The sequence below is a fragment of the Neobacillus sp. B4I6 genome, from assembly GCF_050434045.1.
Classification (GTDB): Bacteria; Bacillota; Bacilli; order Bacillales; family Cytobacillaceae; genus Neobacillus.
In genome coordinates this window covers 157,147-175,399 of record NZ_JBNPWB010000002.1, presented here as the reverse complement: position 1 = coordinate 175,399, position 18,253 = coordinate 157,147, and the positions used below count along the sequence as shown (strand labels likewise).

Sequence of the window (18,253 nt, the reverse complement as noted above, 5' to 3'; positions counted from 1 at the left end):
CGTACTCCCGCAGGAGTCTCGCGCATTCCGCTCCAATCAACAGGGTGTGTATAACTCCATTTAGCTTTAACAAAGCTTTTCGTTTTGTACCTTTTGAATGAGTTTAACACATTGCTCGACGACTTGGTCTTTCATAATAAAGCTGTAATCATCCTCAAATCGCTGTTGCAATATATCTCCTTTAACAACAACAGGACCATTGGTTTCGTGGTAACTAGTCGTTTCTTCAACCCTAGCGACCTTTCCCCAAAAGACAGCCTTCACATAAGACCTCATCGGGTCGGTAAATTTATACTCAGCAATAAATTTTAGCTCACCTAGGATTGCACCTGTCTCTTCATAAGTTTCTCGGTGGGCTGCCTCCTCAAGAGTTTCCCCTGATTCCATTTTTCCACCCGGAAATTCAAGTCCTCTTTTTTTATGGTTCGTCAATAGCCACTCTTCCCCATACTGGCAAATGACTAACACATGTTTTGCTTCCTCTTCGAAAGCATTTGGTAAAAAAGACAATTCTACTGGATTCCCATTTTCATCTAAAAATCGCATCATCTAATTTCCGCCTCAACTATTTTATACTTAATTATAATAAAAAAAAGAAAAATCCTAAAGTTAGGATTTTTCTTACAGGTGAAAATTTTATTTTGGTAGTATATTCATACTTTCAATATGATTTTTTGCTTCCGCGTCACCAAGTTTATGCAACATCCCATATACTTGCTGAATCGTACCGTCATATGCATCGTTTTCACGGTCATAATGATACTCAACATAAGGCACATGGGCTCTAATGAAGTTTTTCCACTCGGTGGAATAGTTTTGGTCAAAAAGCTCGCGCAGCTGGGTTATTTCTTCATTATCTGCCTGTATTTTATAGCTCCAGGTTGAACTTGTTGCACTTTGAGATATTTCACCGCTTCCAACATCTATATAATAGGTCTTCTTTTGCTGATCCATTATGTCATCCCCTTTTACTCATTAGTAATTTGCAAATAGAAAAAATTTATTCTTTGTCAAATTTCGATTAATTTTTTAGAAATGAATACGCTATAATAAACATACAATCAAAGAAACAGATTTTTCTGTTAATTTACAAACGGTTAAGGTAGAATTATTTTATACTTATAAGGGAAAAGAATAACTAGGAGGTGTATCGAAATGAAATTAGTTGATGAGTTGTACGAAATGTACCGAAACAAGCTAACCGGTGATGAAGAGGATATCGACATGCTGGCATTTGCCTTTTTAGAAGAGATGTCACATGAGGATCTACTTGCTTTAATCCAAGAAATGGATAAGCAGGAATTATACAATTTAATGGGTATTTATTTAATTGAAAGTTTGAAAGGTAAATTTGCCCAAGAAGAGTACGGACAACATCGCACAAATACTTATCATCCTCGAAATATTCATTGATTGTACATAAAAACATAAGGAAGGAAGCTCAAACACGGGCTTCCCTTTTTCTTTTCTCAAAAAAGCATCCATTTATGCTACAATAAAGAAAAAAGGAGGCATTCACACGAATGTATGTAGTAGCTGTTATTTGTATTATTATTGTTATCATTGTCCTGCTTCTAGCCGTGGGCACCACTTCTAAAGCCTACACGTATAAACATACTGTGGACCCAATAGAAAATAATCCATATCTTGACCAAGAGAAGGACCAAGAACATAATCAGGATCAAAACAAAGCTTAAAAAAATTCCTATTCAAGTAGAATAGGAATTTTTATTATTTGTCTAGCTTCAGCTTTTCTAATTAAGCAAATACCTGTTTAAGGTCTTCCTTGCTTTGTTCAAGCCAGAAACGCATTAAACGTTTAGCGCCTTCCAAATCATGCAGTTTTGCTTGGCCGCATTGTCGTTCATTTGCCGCAGGAATTTCGACGATTTCAACTGCAGCCTTCATTGTATCCTCAAGTAGATCAATGATTTCCTCCACAGTCGGCTCGCCGCTGACAACAAGGTAATAGCCGGTTTGGCAGCCCATTGGTGAAATATCGATAATATCAAAGTGATTATACTTCTCGGAGTGCTCACGAAGATTAAAAGCAAGCAAGTGTTCTAGTGTATGAATGACATCAGGTTTCATCGCCTGTTTATTGGGCTGGCAAAAGCGAATATCATATTTATTAACTACACCGTCACTTCCAACTTTGTGGACCCCGCAATGTCTCACATAAGGGGCTTTAACAGCGTTATGATCTAAATCAAAGCTTTCAACTGAAGGCATCGATATCACTCCTTTTTTTATCTACCATTTATCATACAATAAATTCCGAGTTTTTTCATCCACTTACATACAATTAACAATTTAGACGATATTATTTATTTATGGTATCTTTTAGTTAATTGTAGTTAAGGAGAGAATGACATGTTAAAAAAAGCCTTCCTAGCGATTATACGTTTTTATCAAATTGTTATCTCACCTATAAAACCACCGACCTGCCGTTTTTATCCTACTTGTTCCCATTATGGTCTGGAAGCGATTGGGCGGTTTGGTGCTTTAAAAGGCGGCTGGCTCACTATCAAAAGGATATCAAAATGTCATCCCTTTCATCCTGGTGGCTTGGATCCTGTTCCTGAAAAAGAGAAGCTTTAATTCTTATTGCCATCAACAATTAGATCAAGCTTTCCTGTCTTTGGGTCGATGACCAATCCATGAACAGGAACACCCTTTGGCATTAATGGATGATTTTTTATGATACCTACACTGTGCTCAACACTCTCGGTCACATTATCAAATCCATGAAGCCATTTTTTAATGTTGATGCCAGAATATGTAAGCGTATCAATCGTTTCTTCTGATATTCCACGCTCCATCATACTCTCGATCACTGGTTCAGCTTTAAGACCGCTCATGCCGCAATCATAATGGGCAATGACTAAAACCTCTTGAGCCTTCAATTGATAAACAGCAATCAGTATACTTCTCATCACACTTCCAAAAGGGTGTGACACTAGGCCGCCGGCGTCTTTTATGAGCTTCGCATCACCATTTCCCAAATTCAATGCTTTCGGCAATAATTCCAATAGTCTGGTATCCATACATGTAAGAATCACCATGCGTTTATTAGGGAATTTAGTTGTTTCATACTTTTCATATTCGTGGTTCTCCACAAATTTTTTATTATAGTCTAACAGCTCATTCAATAATGTAGGGTTACTCATGATAACCATCCTTTCTATTGTTTCTTTCTAAGCATACCTAATTTTTAATGATGAAACAAAATTTTATACTTGCTTTTAAGGAATTTTTTTTGTAAGATACAAATGGAAATCGGAATCGTTCCGTATTATACATTCGTAATCATTCAGAATTCAAAAAAAATTTCGAAAATAAATCGTAATTAATCCGATTTAATTATATATAAAGGAGTCTTTATGAAAAAAATCATCCTTTTCCTTTCTTTTCTGTTACCATTAAGTCTTCTATTGTCCGCGTGTTCAAATGGTAAAGACCATGTACAAAAAAGGAAGGACCAGTTAACTATTTATACAACAGTATTCCCACTTCAATATTTTACTGCACAAATTGGTGGAAAATATGTAAATGTAAAAACGATCTATCCACCTGGGGCAGATGAACACACATTTGAACCATCCCAAAAGGATATGATGAATTTAGCCGATTCCGACTTATTTTTCTACATTGGACTTGGACTTGAAGGATTTGTGGAAAAAGCAAAGGGAACATTGAAAAATGAACATGTCACATTAGTCCCAACGGCTGAGGAACTAAAACTCCCAAAAAGCGACGATTCACATGAAGAAGAACATGACCATAGCAATTCGGATGTCAACCCACATGTATGGCTTGACCCCATTTATTCTAAGGAAATGGCTGCTGTCATCCGTGATTCATTAATTAAACAAATGCCGCAGCACAAAGAACTATTCAATGAGAATTTTAAACAACTTGCCCAAAAGTTAGATGAACTAAATACTAAATATAAGCAGACAATTACACATGCGAAGCATAAAAAGATTATCGTTACACATGCGGCGTTCAGTTATTGGGAAAAACGTTATGGGATTGAACAAATCAGCATATCTGGTCTTTCGACTGCTAATGAGCCAACCCAAAAGGAATTAGAAAAAATTATTTCTATAGCTGAACATGATGGTATACACTATATGCTTTTCGAACAAAATGTCCAATCAAAACTCGGAAAAATTGTTCAAAAAGAAATTGGGGCAAAGGCATTACACATTCATAATCTTGCTGTTTTGTCTACCGACAACATCAAAAACAAAGAAACCTATTTTTCATTAATGAATAAAAATCTTGAATCATTAGAGATAGCGTTAAATAACTAAATTTGAAGATGAAATGAACCAGGCCGCTTTTGACCTGGTTCATTTTTATATATTCTCTTTTAAATTTGGATGTTGATTTCCGCTTCAGACGCTTCGCTTTCCGCGGGCGGTCAGGGGAGCCTCCTCGGCGCTAAGCGCCTGCGGGGTCTCCCCTGCCCCGTCCTCCCGCAGGAGTCTTCGCGCCTTTCGCTCCAATCAACATTGTTCCAAAATTAACTATGAGCTGTATAATAGCATTTTTATAAAACAAATGTTTCTTTCAGTAGCAAGGTTTCCTGTAATCTTTTTTCGTTTATTTCAAATCCAATCCCAGGACCGGATGGGACTTTGACAAAACCGTTTTTAACGTTTACTTCTGGGGTAATAATATCTTCCTCCCAAAAGCGATTAGAAGCAGAGATATCTCCTGGGATCGAAAATCCTGGTAATGAGGCGAGTGCAATATTATGGGCCCTAGAAACCCCAAACTCGATCATACCCCCACACCAAACCGGTATGCCCTTTTCGAAGCAATAGTCATGAATTCGTTTCGCTTCATACAAGCCCCCTACCCTGCCCACTTTAATATTTATTACCTGACAACTTCCGAACTCGATGGCTTTTCGAGCATCATCATAGCTGACAATGCTTTCGTCCAAACAAATAGGTGTTTTAATTTCTTTTTGAAGCAAGGCGTGTTCAAGAATATCATCATATCCCAGCGGCTGCTCGATCATCAGCAACTTAAAGTCATCAAGAGCTTTTATTCGTTCTATATCCTTAATCGTATAGGCAGAATTCGCATCTGCCATGATTGGCAGTTCAGGATAAAAACGGCGAATTTCAGAAAGAAAAGCATAATCCTGCTGTGGATTTATTTTAACTTTAATCCTTTGATAACCGTCCTCTAGATATTGCTCAATTTGCTGGAGTGCATTTTTAGTGGAATCTGTGGCCACTACAACCCCTGACGCAATCAAAGATCGTGTTCCCCCAAGCAGTTTTGATAGTGGCAGCGAATGACTCTTCGCAAATAAATCCCATACAGCTGTTTCTAAGGCAGCCTTAGCCATATTGTTCCTTCTTACCGAGCTAAACAGCTGAGAGACCTCCTCAGGATGGTTTAAAGGTGCTTTTTGAAGGAGTGGAATCAAAACATCAGTTAACATATGTAAACTTGTTTTAACCGTTTCTTCTGTGTACCACGGAGTAGAAAAGGCAACGCCCTCTCCAAACCCTGATACACCATCGGAATTGGTTATCTTAATGATTATTCCCTCACGGTTCTTCACGGCTCCTAAATGGGTCAGAAACGGGTCATTTAAGGGCATTTGAATGACATTTAACTCTACTGCTGCTATCTTCATTACCGGATCTCCTCTTTCACCCACTCTCGGAGCTCTCGGCGGAGTATTTTTTTCGATGCGTTTCTAGGCAGTTCCTTAGTAAAATAAAATGCTTTAGGGACTTTATATTTGGCTAAACGCTCTTTACAAAATTGCTCAAGTGCTCCAACCGAAGGATTTGTTCCTTCTCTTTTTACAATATAAGCAATCGGCACTTGTCCCCACTCAGTATCCTCTAAACTTGTCACACCAGCCTCTGAAACATCCGGATGGGCTAACAAAACTGCCTCAATTTCTGCAGGGTAAATATTCTCTCCCCCTGAAATAATTAAGTCAGAACGCCGATCGAGTACATATAAGAAGCCATCTTCATCTAAGTAGCCCACATCTCCCGTGTGGAACCAGCCATTAATAAACTTTTCTTCAGTTACTTCAGGAAGGAATAAATACCCTGGGGTAACATTGGGTCCTTTTATGACAATTTCACCTGGCATACCTGAGGGAGCCAGACCACCATCTTCTGCAACTATTTGAAGCTGCGAGGTGAACAACGGCTTTCCTGCCGAGCCTAGCTTCGTCAGACTATATTCTGGAGCAAGCGTCACGATTTGCGAGGAGGATTCGGTCATTCCATAGGTTTGGAATACAGGAATTTCTTTTTCTATACACGCTTGGAGTAATGGTAATGGTGCAGGTCCTCCTCCAAGAAGCATACAGCGAAAATGATTAGGCAGGCGCCTCTCTCGAAGAGCATCAACTATTCGTCTCAGGGAAGTACCAACCACTGACATGATGGTCACTTTTTTATCATGAATATCATAAATGGTTTCTTCAACATCAAAATGGTCGTGGAGAACGATCGGCATTCCATATATGACACTGCGCATTAAAATTGAAAAGCCGCTAATATGAAAAAGCGGAACGTTACAAAGCCAGGAATCCCCTTCAATAAATCCTAAATTTAAGGCTGAACCAACGGAACTCCACCAGTGATTTCCATAGGTTTGGATTACTCCCTTGGGATTTCCTGTGGTTCCGGACGTATACATGATCGTACAAATTTCTGATAAGCTGATTTCTTCCTGAATATTGGGCGCGTTCTGACTGCCGAAAAATATCTCGGCCTTTGTCAGCGTACAAATTGATGGAATTTGATTATTTATGAAGGTTTTTGTTTCAGAAAAGGTATCTTCAATAATTAAAGAGACGGCCTTTGCATCAATTAGCTGCCATACTAGTTCCGACGGAGAAAGGCGGTTGTTCAAAATTACAGCCCTAACTCCTAACAGTTGAAGGGCAAATAATATTACAACTGTATCTAGGTTGCTATTTAATAACACACCAACATATTGGTTTTTATGCATTCCTAACCCTTGTAACTGTCCTGCCACTTGATAAGAACGTTGGTAGAGTTCGCCGAAGGTTATGGTTTGTTCCTGAAAATAAACAGCTGTTCGTTCAGGGGTTAGAAACGCTCTTTTCTTCAAAAAATTAGGCATCATTTCGCTTTGCATAATTGTCACCTTCCTAATCTGTCTTGCTTTTTCCCCGCTTTTCTATTAAAAACAGCCTGATGGAAACCATCAAGCTGCTGGTAAAAACTATCAAGGAAAACGAGGGAATTTACCAAAATCAGGCTTCCGCTTTTCTTTAAATGAATCACGGCCTTCTTTGGCTTCATCGGTTGTATAGTAAAGCAGGGTTGCGTCGCCAGCAAATTGTTGAAGACCAGCTAATCCGTCTGTATCAGCATTCATGGCTGCTTTCAAGAAACGAAGGGCAGTTGGACTTTTCTCAAGTATTTCACTACACCATTGAATCGTTTCTTCTTCTACTCTTTCAAGCGGAACAACCGTATTCACTAAGCCCATATCAAGTGCCTCCTGGGCATTGTATTGACGACATAGGAACCAGATTTCCCGAGCTTTTTTATGTCCAACAATTCTAGCTAGGTAGCCTGAGCCGTATCCAGCATCAAAGCTTCCAACATTCGGTCCAGTTTGTCCGAAAATAGCATTATCAGCTGCAATCGTTAAGTCACACACAATGTGCAGCACATGACCACCACCGATGGCATATCCTTTTACCATTGCGATAACAGGTTTTGGAATAACACGAATGAGGCGCTGTAGGTCAAGAACATTTAGACGAGGAATTTGATCCTCTCCAACATATCCCCCATGACCACGAACTTTTTGGTCACCACCTGAACAAAATGCCTTATCTCCTGCTCCAGATAAAATAATAACTCCTACACTAGAATCATCTCGTGCGAAGGCAAAAGCATCAATTAATTCCGAAACAGTTCTCGGTGTAAATGCATTATGTACATGTGGACGATTAATGGTAATTTTCGCAATACCATTATATGTTTCATATAGAATTTCCTCATATTTGCGTCCTGCAATCCATTCTACTGTCAAAATGATATCCTCCCTTATTTATTCTTTTGACAAAAAGTCACTTACTATTGTACCAAACTTTTCTGGTTCTTCCACATGAATTGCATGCCCACTACCTTCAATAACCACCCAAAAGCCATTTTTTAGCTCTTTCATCATTTTATCCGCTATATCACAAAACTTTTTATCTTCTTCACCCGTTAAGAGCAGAACCTCGCAAGTTAGTTCGTTTAATTTCGCCCACCAGTTAGGCTGAGATCCGGTTCCCATCCCATGCAGGCTGTTCGCGAGCCCAGTAGGCGAATTGTTTAAACGCTGTTCCCTTATGACCTGCTTTTGTGCTGAAGGCAGTCGTTTCATCGTTTGAAAAAGGGGGATCCCTTCCCAATAATCTACAAACGAGCTTATCCCCTGTTCTTTAATAAATTTAGCAAGTTCCGCATCTTTCATACGGCGAAATTGACTTTCATTTTCTGTTTCCAGACCTGGTGAGGCACTTTCAAGTATTAATTTACGGACCCGCTCAGGAAAAAGCAGGGCAAAAGTAAGGGCAAGTCTTCCACCCATTGAGTAACCAAGTAGATCTACTTGCTTAACATCTAAATGTTCAAGGATCGTTTTTAAATCCTTCGCAACTGACTCTATTTGATATCGACTAAGTACATCGGGTGATTCCGTTTTTCCATGTCCAATGATGTCAGGATTAATTAGATTCATTTGCTTCCCCCAAGCATCATAGAAAGGAGTCCATGTCGAGCTGTCCCCGGTAAATCCATGTAAAAGAACAAGCGGGATAGATCCTTCCCCGTAAACTTCGACATGATATTGAATCCCGTCACTAACAATCTTCATTTACTGTTCACCTTTGACAAAGTTCGATATTTCCCGGGAAACAAAGTTCCAAAATCCGCGGTGCTCGTCACGGTTAACGTCTCTGTTTGTCCTAAACTCAAATACTTTTAACCCCGTTTGATTCGTAGCCTTCATCATTTCTGACCCCAAATGGTCCCAATCTTCAATCTTCGTAAATTCACCCTTAAACATCTTAACCGCATGCTCAAATTCTAGATCTAGTGGAGTTCCAAACAGCAGTTCAAAATTCTTAGAATGCTCCGATTGAGGAAGGAAGGAAAAAATTCCGCCACCATTATTGTTAACCAGAAGAATATTAATATCTATATTGTACAACTTTGCTGCAATCAGACCATTTAAGTCGTGGAAAAAAGTTAAATCGCCAAGGACAAGGTATAAGGATTTTGAGTATAAAGCTGCACCTAAAGCGGTCGAAACAGTACCATCGATCCCATTGGCTCCCCTGTTCGCCATTACTTTGATTGCTTTATTATTGTTAATAAAAAAACTATCCAAGTCGCGAATTGGCATACTATTGCCAACAAAAAGGGTAGCACCATCTGGCACCAAATCGGCTAATTGATAAAATAGTTTGCCTTCACTTAATTCTTTTATATCTCTTAGAGAATTCATATTTTCTTTGGTTAGCCCGTTTACCTTTTTCCATTTCGATAAAAATTGGGATGAGGGGTTCTCATTCATATATGACAATAGCTTCTTGCAGAATACCGATTCATCACAAAAGATCATACTGGTTGACAAGGATGAAGGATCACGCCAGCCTCCGCCGCCATCAATCACAAATTGTTCAGCATCTCCATTTTCTTTTAAGAAGATCGTTAATGCTTTTGATATTGGCATCGCACCAAATCGAAGAACAACTTCTGGTTTAAGGAAGTTTTTTGCATCTTCATTCCTTAGGAAGGTATCATAAGTTTCAATGATATTTTTAAGGCTATGCTGCCCACTTCTTAATTGTGATAAGGGGTCTGCAATGATTGGAAAATTTAATTTCTCAGCTAATTGCGTAACCGCGTTAGGAAATTCAGCATCTCCCATGTTTCCACAAATAATAACACCTTTATTTGTCTTATTAAGCCTTTCAGCTATTTCCTGAAAATGTTCATCTGAAAGGGTTAAGTCCCCGTTTTGAACTTTTATATATCCATTTGGTCGTTCATTAAGCTGGAAGAGCTCATCATCCATCTTTGGAATTAGCGGCTCTCTGAAAGGAAAATTCATATGTACAGGACCAGAAGGGGCACTAGTGGCAATCGCAACTGCCCGGGCACAAACGGTCCTGGCATAGCGAATGATTTCATCACTTTTTTCAGGCAATGCCATTTCGGAGAACCATTTCACATGCTTCCCATATAAATGAATTTGGTCGATTGCCTGTGGGGCACCAACCTCTCTCAGTTCATGCGGTCGATCCGCTGTAAGTACAATCAATGGTACCCGAGCATAACGCGCTTCAACAATCGCAGGAAAATAGTTTGCTGCGGCTGTACCTGAAGTACAAAGTATGGCAACTGGCTTATTTAACGACTTTGCTATTCCCAACGCAAAGAAAGCCGCTGACCTTTCATCTACATGGATATGGACTTTCAGGTCAGGATGTTCTGCCATGATCATCGCCATTGGAGTTGACCTTGAACCTGGGCTAACAACTACATCCGTAACTCCCGAAAAAATAAGTTCAGCAACTACGGCGGCTATATAGGCTGTTAATGATTCTTGATGATTCATATTAATTTCCTCCAAGGGCTCGGAGCATTGGTTTAAATTTCAAACTCGTCTCCAAATATTCACTTTCTGAGTCAGAATCTGCTACTACTCCACAACCTGCAAACAACGATACTTCATCCCCCTGAATCAGCCCAGATCGAATCGAAACAGCAAATTCGCCATTTTTTCTGTAGTCCACCCACCCTAAAGGGGCAGCATAGAATCCACGGTCCAGTTCCTCTACTTGTCTAATCTTTACAACTGCTTCATCCTTAGGCAATCCGCCGAGTGCTGGTGTTGGGTGAAGTCGTTCGACTAATAACAACAAGGAAGCATCTTTATGGCACTTTCCGATAACAGGGGTATATAGGTGCTGAATATCCCGGATCTTCATCAACTGCGGCTTGTCAGGCAGGATTATTTCATCACATGATTCTTCAAGTGCTTCCTTAATCATTTCTACAACGAAACCATGCTCAATCAGATTTTTTTGATCATTTAATAACATTTGACCTAATTTCAGGTCTTCTTGTTCAGTTTTTCCCCGTGAAATAGAACCGGCAAGGCAGGTAGAATAAACCTCATTTCCATGTTTTTTCACTAGTCTTTCTGGAGATGCCCCAATAAAACAATCACCATTCGATTCAAATGCGAAAATAAAGCTTTCATGCTGCTGCAGATATAAATTATTCAATACATCCTCTGCCTCTACATAATCGTCAAATACAAGCCGCAATTCTCGGGCTAGAACGACCTTCTTAAGCGGGCCTTCTGTTAATTCCTTCACAACTCCATCAACAGTTTTTTTCCACTTTTCTGGTTCAATCTCCCGCGTTTCTAGAAGTGACGCTGTACTCATCCGTTCATTCTGATGGAGCGAATTTAATAGCTGATTTCTCTCTTCGCTCACTTTCTTAAATATATAAGGATCCTCATGTGGAGTACAAACTGTATTCGTGGTTAAATACGTTTGACCGCGAATGATACTCAATAAAAATTTGGGTATGTGGAACAGTGAATCAGCGTACTTGGACCAGAGGTCTGTTTTATCCTTGTAGGGGTCAAAAGAGAAGCCCCCGAACATGACTGGCCCTACACCAACTTCTATATTTGGATTAAAAATGAGGCAGTCCTCTAAAAATTTTTCCCATTCCTTTTCAACATGAAAAAAGCGGTCAGAAGCCTGATCCGTCTGAATTTGTTTAGAAATCCCAAGTCCAATAAGCATCGTCTCGTCCGTTGGGTCCTTCCAGAAAAATCGTTCCCCGCGATAATGTTTTTTTCCTATATTAAAAAATGATAGTGGGTTAATCGTGTCCATTTTATGAACTTCACTAATTAAAATGGGCCGGCCAAGTTCTTTTGCCCGATTAACAGCCAAAAGACCTCGTTCCATTATTTCCAATTCTTGAATGGTAACCAAACAAATCCCTCCAAAACAGCCGAAATGACTGTTATCCATTCATATTAATGCAAATTTTAACATACTACTCTCATTGTAAAGAAGTCAGTAATACTTGTCACTAGCAAACCTGCATCATTCCGTATTATATCTTAAGTTTTCATCTTACTGATAAAAAAAGCCTTCTCATTTGATTAGTTTCATTTTCCCACCAACCATCCAATAATAATCAAACAGGTATAATCTTCTAGATTTGATAAGAAAAATTAATTGACACTATTCCTTGAATTTCATACACTTAGTTTTGGGCAAAGCCCATTAAATAATCGATTCTAAACCTTTAAATAGAGAGAAAAAAACTAAAAAGGGAGAGATACTATGCAACCAAATATACAGCAAAGCTCGAATCATGTAGTTGAATCAAACCGCGGCTTTCAAGTTTGGTGGCAAATGACCCGCCCTCATACATTAACCGCTGCATTCGTGCCAGTTCTGCTTGGTACGGCATTAGCCCTTAAGTATGGGAAAATCCATTTTGGTCTATTTTTTGCCATGCTTTTAGCGAGTTTATTGATTCAAGCTGCAACCAATATGTTTAATGAATATTTCGATTTCAAACGCGGTCTGGATACTGCCCAATCCGTTGGGATTGGCGGTACGATTGTACGTGACGGAATCAAACCCAAAACAGTCCTAAATCTTGCGTTTGGATTTTATGGAATTGCTCTATTATTAGGGATCTATATTTGCGCTAATAGTAGCTGGTGGTTAGCCGTTGTAGGCCTAATTTGTATGGCTGTGGGATATTTTTATACTGGAGGTCCTTTCCCGATCGCCTATACACCATTTGGTGAAATTCTTTCAGGTTTCTTTATGGGGATGCTGATTATTTTAATCGCCTTCTTTATTCAAACGGGAACAGTCAGCAGCACAAGTATTCTCGTTTCAGTTCCAAGTATGATATTGGTTGGTATGATTATGTTATCGAATAACATCCGTGATTTGGATGGCGACAAGGAAAACGGCCGTAAAACAGTTGCCATTCTATTAGGTAAGAAAGGTGCTATTTACTTATTAACAGGGATGTTCACTTTTTCATTTCTTTGGGTTTTGGGACTCATCATTATTGGTGTTTTACCAATTTGGACAGCACTTGTAATTCTTAGCGCCCCAAAGGCTATTAAAGCAATCAAAGGATTTATAGAAAATACCCTGCCAATTCAAATGGCACCAGCGATGAAAGCGACTGCACAAACCAATACGATATTTGGGTTTTTATTAGCAATCGGAATCTTTGCTGGGCACTTCTTATAAAAAAAAGCTTCTGCCGCAACTGGCAGAAGCTTTTTTTTATTGTAATGGCTTAATTCCCCATATGTCGTCTGCGTATTCCTGAATCGTACGATCACTTGAAAAATAACCAGCCTGGGCGATATTATTTAGACTCATTTGCTGCCAACGTAATCGGTCAATAAACGCTTCTCCAATGGAACGTTGTGTTTCTGCATAGGAAGCAAAATCCTTTAAGACAAAATATTGATCATTTTCCTGAAGGAGTGAATCGAATATTGGTTCAAATTCATTATAAACACCAGGGAAAAAGCCATTCATAAGCTGGTCAACGGCTTGACGAATTCGATAATCGTGGTGGTAATATTCATCGGATTGATATCCGCCATGTTGATAGTAGTGAAGAACTTCATCTGCAGTTAGTCCAAAAGTGAATATATTGGAATTACCGACTAATTCACGAATTTCTATATTGGCACCATCCAAGGTTCCCACCGTCAATGCCCCATTGATCATAAACTTCATATTACCTGTTCCAGAAGCTTCCTTACTAGCCGTGGAGATTTGTTCACTGACATCTGCTGCAGGGAAGATCTTCTCCGCAAGAGAAACACGATAATTTTCAAGAAAAATCACTTTAATTTTGTCGTTGATAAATGGGTCATTGTTGACTTTTTCAGCAACTGTATTTATTAACTTAATGATTTTCTTCGCATAATAATATCCTGGCGATGCTTTCGCTCCAAAAATAAACACCCTTGGAACAACCTTGAAGCTTGAATCTTCTTTGATCCGATTATAGAGATGCATAATATGTAAGACATTTAAAAGCTGCCGCTTATAAGCATGGAGCCGCTTCACTTGTACATCAAAGATTGAACCAGTATCAACGGCAGTTCCCGTCTTATCGAAAATAATCTTGGCAAGTGTTTGTTTATTTTCATTCTTAATTTTTAACAATTGATCTAAAAACGAAGTGTCGTTTTGATAATTAAGTAACTGGGAAAGCTCGGTAGCTTTATAGGTCCATTCAGACCCAATCGTATCTGTAATCAATGAAGATAGTTTTGGATTCGCTTTTAACAGCCAGCGGCGGTAGGCAATTCCGTTCGTTTTATTGTTAAATTTATCAGGAAACAATTGATAAAATTGATTCATCTCGCGTTTCTTTAATATTTCAGTATGCAGTTTCGCCACACCATTCACACTAAAGCTTCCGACGATAGCCAAATGAGCCATTTTTACATAATTATCAGCAAGGATGGCTAGTCCCTTAATCCGCTCCCAATCACCTGGTGTTTGCTCCCAAAGTTCCTGGCAAAATCGTTCATTGATTTCTTCTACAATCATAAATATTCTTGGAAGCAACGGTTGAAAAATATGTATTGGCCATTTCTCTAACGCTTCTGACAAGGTGGTATGATTGGTGTAAGAAATAGTATGTTTTGTAATGTGCCATGCCTGCTCCCAATCAAATCCTTCGTCATCAATTAGGATTCTCATTAACTCGGGAATGGCCAGGACAGGGTGTGTATCATTAATGTGAATACAGATATGTTCATGGAGTTGTTTTAAGCTGCTGTGTTGTTTCCGATAGGTCTTTAAAATAGATTGTATACTAGCGGATACCAAAAAGTATTGCTGTTTCAATCTTAAAACCTTTCCTTCGTCATGTGTATCATCAGGATATAAAAACTCAGAAATCATTTCCGTTTCCCGTTTATATTTTAAAATATCCTCGTGTAAGGGAAATTGGGAAGGCTCTGCATTCCAAAGTCTTAGTGTATTGATGGTTTTTGACTGATAGCCGATGACCGGCATGTCGTGAGGTACTGCGGTGACCGTTTCAGCATGTAGGTGATGAAACACAAGTCGGCCATTTTCCATCTTCGTTTCCACCTTACCCCAAAATGGGATTTTGATGGAACTATCGGTTTTACGGATTTCCCAAACATTTCCGTTCCTAAGCCATTGTTCCGGCAATTCTACTTGATAGCCATCAACAATTTTTTGTTCAAATAAGCCATGTTTGTAACGAATGCCATGACCATGACCCGGCAGATTAAGTGAAGCAAGTGAGTCTAGAAAACAGGCAGCTAATCTTCCTAAGCCGCCGTTTCCTAAACCTGCATCTGCCTCATATTCCTCTAATTCTCCAAGATCGATTCCTAATTCCTCTAGGCCTGCTTGCACCGTCTCTTCCACACCAAGGTTAATTAGATTTTGTCGTAGTAATTTCCCCAAAAGATATTCAATAGAGAGGTAATAAACCTGCTTTCCCTTTGCCGCCAAATGACGCTCGTTTGTAGTAATCCAAGCATTACTTACAAATTCGCTAATCATTGTTCCAAGGGTTTGATAGTGATCCCTGGCTGAGCTTTCAGGGAAACTCTTCCCACATACCATCTCAATCCTTTTTAGAAAAGTTTCCTTAAACTCGACCGTATTAGAAAACATGTGTTTCACTCCTTGCAACGATCTCTGCATATAACTGGTTATAGCTATATGCTGACTGTGCCCAGCTATAATCCATTTCCATTGCTTGTTTTACAATCGATTTCCACGATTTTGAATCGTGATAAACGCCTAGTGCTCTTTTAATTGTATAGAGCATATCATGGGCATTAAAATTTGAAAAAGAAAATCCATTTCCTTTTCCAGTAAATTCGTTCCAAGGTTTTATTGTATCATTTAAGCCGCCAGTTTCCCTAACGATCGGGATCGCACCATATTTCATTGCAATCAACTGTCCAAGCCCGCATGGTTCGAATTGGGATGGCATCAAAAATAGGTCTGCAGCGGCATAAAGTTTATGGGCAAGCCCTTCATTAAAACCGGTATGAACCCTTAATTTTTCAGGATAAATACGTGCGGCCTGTCTTAAATGTTCTTCGTATTCATAATCACCAGTTCCAAGGATAATCACCTGCAGATCCTCCTGCAATATTTCACGAAGGACACATTTAACTAAATCAAGTCCTTTTTGCCTTGTCAGCCTTGTAATCATGACTAATAAAGGTGTACGCGCAGATTGTGGTAATCCAAAATGTTTTTGAATCTCACTTTTGTTGATTGATTTTTTTTGATGATTATCAGCAGTATATGTTTGATATATTAATGGGTCGGAAACAGGATTATAGAAATCTTCATCAATCCCATTTAAAATCCCAATTAAGTCATCATTTCTTTCTCTTAAGAGACCGTCTAACTTTTCACCAAATACAGGTGTTTGAATTTCTTCTTTATAGGTTGGGCTAACTGTCGTAATTTTGTCTGCAGATACAAGAGCACCCTTCATATAATTGATATTTCCGAAAAACTCTAAGTGACCAGTGTGAAAGGCATTGTAATCCATTCCTAACAAGTCTCCCAAGACCTCTTTTGGAAAGATCCCTTGGAATTGAAGATTATGAATCGTAAAAACAGTACGCATTAAGCCGTAACCTTTTCTTTTATAATATTCAGTTCGTAACAGAAAAGGAATCATCGCCGTGTGCCAGTCATGGCAATGTAACACATCTGGAAAAAAGTTTAGCTGGGCAAGTGTGTCTAAGACAGCCCTATTAAAATAAGCGAATCTTTCCCCATCATCAAAATATCCATATAAATTTTCTCGTTTAAAGTAGTATTCATTATCGACGAAATAAAATGTAACTCCCTGGTGTGTGAGCTCTTCAATTCCGCAATACTGATTTCTCCAGCCAACAGAAACAGTAAATTCTTTAACCTTTTTCATCTCACTCTTAAATTCTTCTGAAATTGTTCCGTATTTAGGTAGAATAACTCTGACATCAGTTCCCAAACTCTTTAATTCTTTTGGAAGGGAACCAGCAACATCGGCAAGTCCTCCCGATTTTGCAAATGGTCCACATTCCGAAACGGCAAATAGTACTTTCACGAGTTCATCAACGCTCCTTGTTTTGTCCCTTTACGAACCACAAATGGTGACCCCGCTGTTCCAGTTAAGTGAGTTCCTGCTTCAACTTTCACATCTTTATCTAAAATAACGGAATCTAGATAACAATTATCTTCGATCTGGCACTTTTGCATAATGATACAGTTCTTAATAACTGCACCTTTTCCAATCTTTACACCTCGGGATATAATACTATTTTCTACTGAACCGCTAATTAAACATCCATTGGCAATCATTGCATTTTTTACAACAGACCCTTTAATATATTTCGTTGGCGGCTCATCCTTTACCTTAGTGAAAATCGGCTGTTCTTTAATAAAAAGTTTTTTCCAAACATCCGACTTTAGCAAATTCATACTAGTAGAAAAATAGTTTTCGATCGAATCTATCATCACGGAATAACCGTCATATTCATAGTTACAAATCGAGTAAAGATTTTCAATATCATTTACAACATCCTTCATACAGGTATACCCTGTTTCATTACGCGTTTCAATCAGCTTAATAAGTAGGGATGTTTTGATTAAGTACATCTCCATCGAAGCTCCATCCTTCTGATGGATTTCGGTAATGTCACATCTTGAATTGCTGTGCCAATCTAAGATTGGTCTAAAGTTCATATTAAAAACCGTATAGCAATTGGAAATAATCGAATACTCTTGCGTGCTGCGATAAAAGAAGTCTAAATTTGCTGCAAAATTCTCAAACGAACCAATTGTATTTCCATCATAATCAACTATTGGAGATGGGAAAAAGAAAAGGCCATCCCGTTTTCGATTCAAATCCCAGTTTTTCCCTGAACCTAGATGATCCATTAGTGAACGGTACTGCATTTTTGGAAATATTGCCACACTTCGAATACCTGAATTCACCATATTCGATAGCACAAAATCAATAATACGATATCTTCCTGCAAAAGGCAGGGCAGCAAGTGCGCGATGTGTTAATAAATCTTCCAAATCTTCATGGTATGTGGTGGCATCAATGACTCCTAGTAGCTTTTTTTCCAATCCAAGTCC

At 38.8% G+C, this 18,253-nt stretch carries 18 protein-coding genes; 5 read left to right on the top strand and 13 right to left on the bottom strand.

Annotated features, from left to right (window positions below):
* Positions 1–66: 66 nt before the first annotated feature.
* Together ytkD and QF028_RS02665 are read right to left on the bottom strand one after the other, a co-directional pair.
* A complete protein-coding gene (gene ytkD / locus QF028_RS02670) occupies positions 67–549 on the bottom strand; it encodes an RNA deprotection pyrophosphohydrolase (RefSeq protein ID WP_429463970.1) in 483 nt (160 codons plus the stop codon).
* A gap of 87 nt (positions 550–636) precedes the next feature.
* On the bottom strand, positions 637–954 hold the full coding sequence (locus tag QF028_RS02665) for a hydrolase (protein WP_429463968.1): 318 nt from the start codon (positions 952–954) through the stop codon (positions 637–639).
* Between the two features lie 201 nt (positions 955–1,155).
* Here QF028_RS02665 and QF028_RS02660 point away from each other — a divergent pair, with 201 nt between their 5' ends.
* Positions 1,156–1,413 carry a DUF6154 family protein gene (locus tag QF028_RS02660; protein WP_066258317.1) on the top strand — a complete coding sequence of 86 codons (258 nt, stop codon included), beginning with the start codon at positions 1,156–1,158 and terminating at the stop codon, positions 1,411–1,413.
* A 110-nt stretch (positions 1,414–1,523) separates the two neighbouring features.
* Positions 1,524–1,697 (top strand): YtzI protein, encoded by a 174-nt coding sequence (gene ytzI / locus QF028_RS02655; protein WP_214733186.1) that lies wholly within the window; start codon positions 1,524–1,526, stop codon positions 1,695–1,697.
* A 61-nt stretch (positions 1,698–1,758) separates the two neighbouring features.
* Here ytzI and QF028_RS02650 read toward each other — a convergent pair whose 3' ends face one another.
* Entirely contained in the window at positions 1,759–2,232 is a 474-nt protein-coding gene (locus QF028_RS02650; protein ID WP_429463965.1) for an S-ribosylhomocysteine lyase, read from the bottom strand.
* Positions 2,233–2,373: 141 nt separating this feature from the next.
* Here QF028_RS02650 and yidD point away from each other — a divergent pair, with 141 nt between their 5' ends.
* Entirely contained in the window at positions 2,374–2,601 is a 228-nt protein-coding gene (gene yidD / locus QF028_RS02645) for a membrane protein insertion efficiency factor YidD (protein WP_214717689.1), read from the top strand.
* Here the strand turns inward: yidD and QF028_RS02640 are convergent.
* Positions 2,598–3,170: a beta-class carbonic anhydrase gene (locus tag QF028_RS02640; protein ID WP_429463963.1), complete on the bottom strand. Its 573-nt coding sequence runs from the start codon at positions 3,168–3,170 to the stop codon at positions 2,598–2,600. The two genes, yidD and QF028_RS02640, sit on opposite strands and share 4 nt — an antisense overlap.
* 213 nt (positions 3,171–3,383) lie before the next feature.
* Between QF028_RS02640 and QF028_RS02635 the strand changes: the two genes are divergently transcribed.
* Entirely contained in the window at positions 3,384–4,319 is a 936-nt protein-coding gene (locus QF028_RS02635) for a metal ABC transporter solute-binding protein, Zn/Mn family (RefSeq protein ID WP_429463961.1), read from the top strand.
* A gap of 239 nt (positions 4,320–4,558) precedes the next feature.
* Here QF028_RS02635 and menC read toward each other — a convergent pair whose 3' ends face one another.
* From menC to QF028_RS02605, 6 genes are all read right to left on the bottom strand, one after another.
* Complete coding sequence (menC, locus tag QF028_RS02630) at positions 4,559–5,665, bottom strand: o-succinylbenzoate synthase (RefSeq protein ID WP_429463959.1); 1,107 nt, start codon at positions 5,663–5,665, stop codon at positions 4,559–4,561.
* Positions 5,665–7,158 (bottom strand): o-succinylbenzoate--CoA ligase, encoded by a 1,494-nt coding sequence (locus QF028_RS02625; RefSeq protein WP_215007654.1) that lies wholly within the window; start codon positions 7,156–7,158, stop codon positions 5,665–5,667. The genes menC and QF028_RS02625 overlap by 1 nt, the downstream gene beginning before the upstream one ends.
* A gap of 90 nt (positions 7,159–7,248) precedes the next feature.
* Positions 7,249–8,067 carry a 1,4-dihydroxy-2-naphthoyl-CoA synthase gene (menB, locus tag QF028_RS02620; protein ID WP_429463956.1) on the bottom strand — a complete coding sequence of 273 codons (819 nt, stop codon included), beginning with the start codon at positions 8,065–8,067 and terminating at the stop codon, positions 7,249–7,251.
* 18 nt (positions 8,068–8,085) lie between these two features.
* Positions 8,086–8,898 carry a 2-succinyl-6-hydroxy-2,4-cyclohexadiene-1-carboxylate synthase gene (gene menH / locus QF028_RS02615; RefSeq protein WP_429463954.1) on the bottom strand — a complete coding sequence of 271 codons (813 nt, stop codon included), beginning with the start codon at positions 8,896–8,898 and terminating at the stop codon, positions 8,086–8,088.
* The gene (gene menD, locus QF028_RS02610) at positions 8,899–10,647 is read right to left on the bottom strand and encodes a 2-succinyl-5-enolpyruvyl-6-hydroxy-3-cyclohexene-1-carboxylic-acid synthase (RefSeq protein ID WP_429463952.1); all 1,749 of its coding nucleotides are present in this window, start codon (positions 10,645–10,647) and stop codon (positions 8,899–8,901) included. It lies immediately after the preceding gene.
* A gap of 1 nt (position 10,648) precedes the next feature.
* The gene (locus QF028_RS02605; protein ID WP_429463950.1) at positions 10,649–12,049 is read right to left on the bottom strand and encodes an isochorismate synthase; all 1,401 of its coding nucleotides are present in this window, start codon (positions 12,047–12,049) and stop codon (positions 10,649–10,651) included.
* 357 nt (positions 12,050–12,406) lie between these two features.
* On the opposite strand from QF028_RS02605, the gene QF028_RS02600 reads away from it, so the two are divergent.
* Positions 12,407–13,342, top strand: coding sequence for a 1,4-dihydroxy-2-naphthoate polyprenyltransferase (locus QF028_RS02600; protein WP_429463948.1), 936 nt, complete (start codon positions 12,407–12,409; stop codon positions 13,340–13,342).
* Between the two features lie 36 nt (positions 13,343–13,378).
* Here QF028_RS02600 and QF028_RS02595 read toward each other — a convergent pair whose 3' ends face one another.
* The 3 genes from QF028_RS02595 to QF028_RS02585 are packed head-to-tail and all read right to left on the bottom strand — an operon-like array spanning position 13,379 to position 18,244.
* Positions 13,379–15,775 carry a glycogen/starch/alpha-glucan phosphorylase gene (locus QF028_RS02595; protein ID WP_429463946.1) on the bottom strand — a complete coding sequence of 799 codons (2,397 nt, stop codon included), beginning with the start codon at positions 15,773–15,775 and terminating at the stop codon, positions 13,379–13,381.
* Entirely contained in the window at positions 15,765–17,216 is a 1,452-nt protein-coding gene (gene glgA / locus QF028_RS02590; RefSeq protein ID WP_429463944.1) for a glycogen synthase GlgA, read from the bottom strand. The genes QF028_RS02595 and glgA overlap by 11 nt, the downstream gene beginning before the upstream one ends.
* Positions 17,213–18,244: a sugar phosphate nucleotidyltransferase gene (locus QF028_RS02585; RefSeq protein ID WP_214717704.1), complete on the bottom strand. Its 1,032-nt coding sequence runs from the start codon at positions 18,242–18,244 to the stop codon at positions 17,213–17,215. Before QF028_RS02585 ends, glgA begins: the two co-directional genes overlap by 4 nt.
* Between the last annotated feature and the right edge of the window lie 9 nt (positions 18,245–18,253).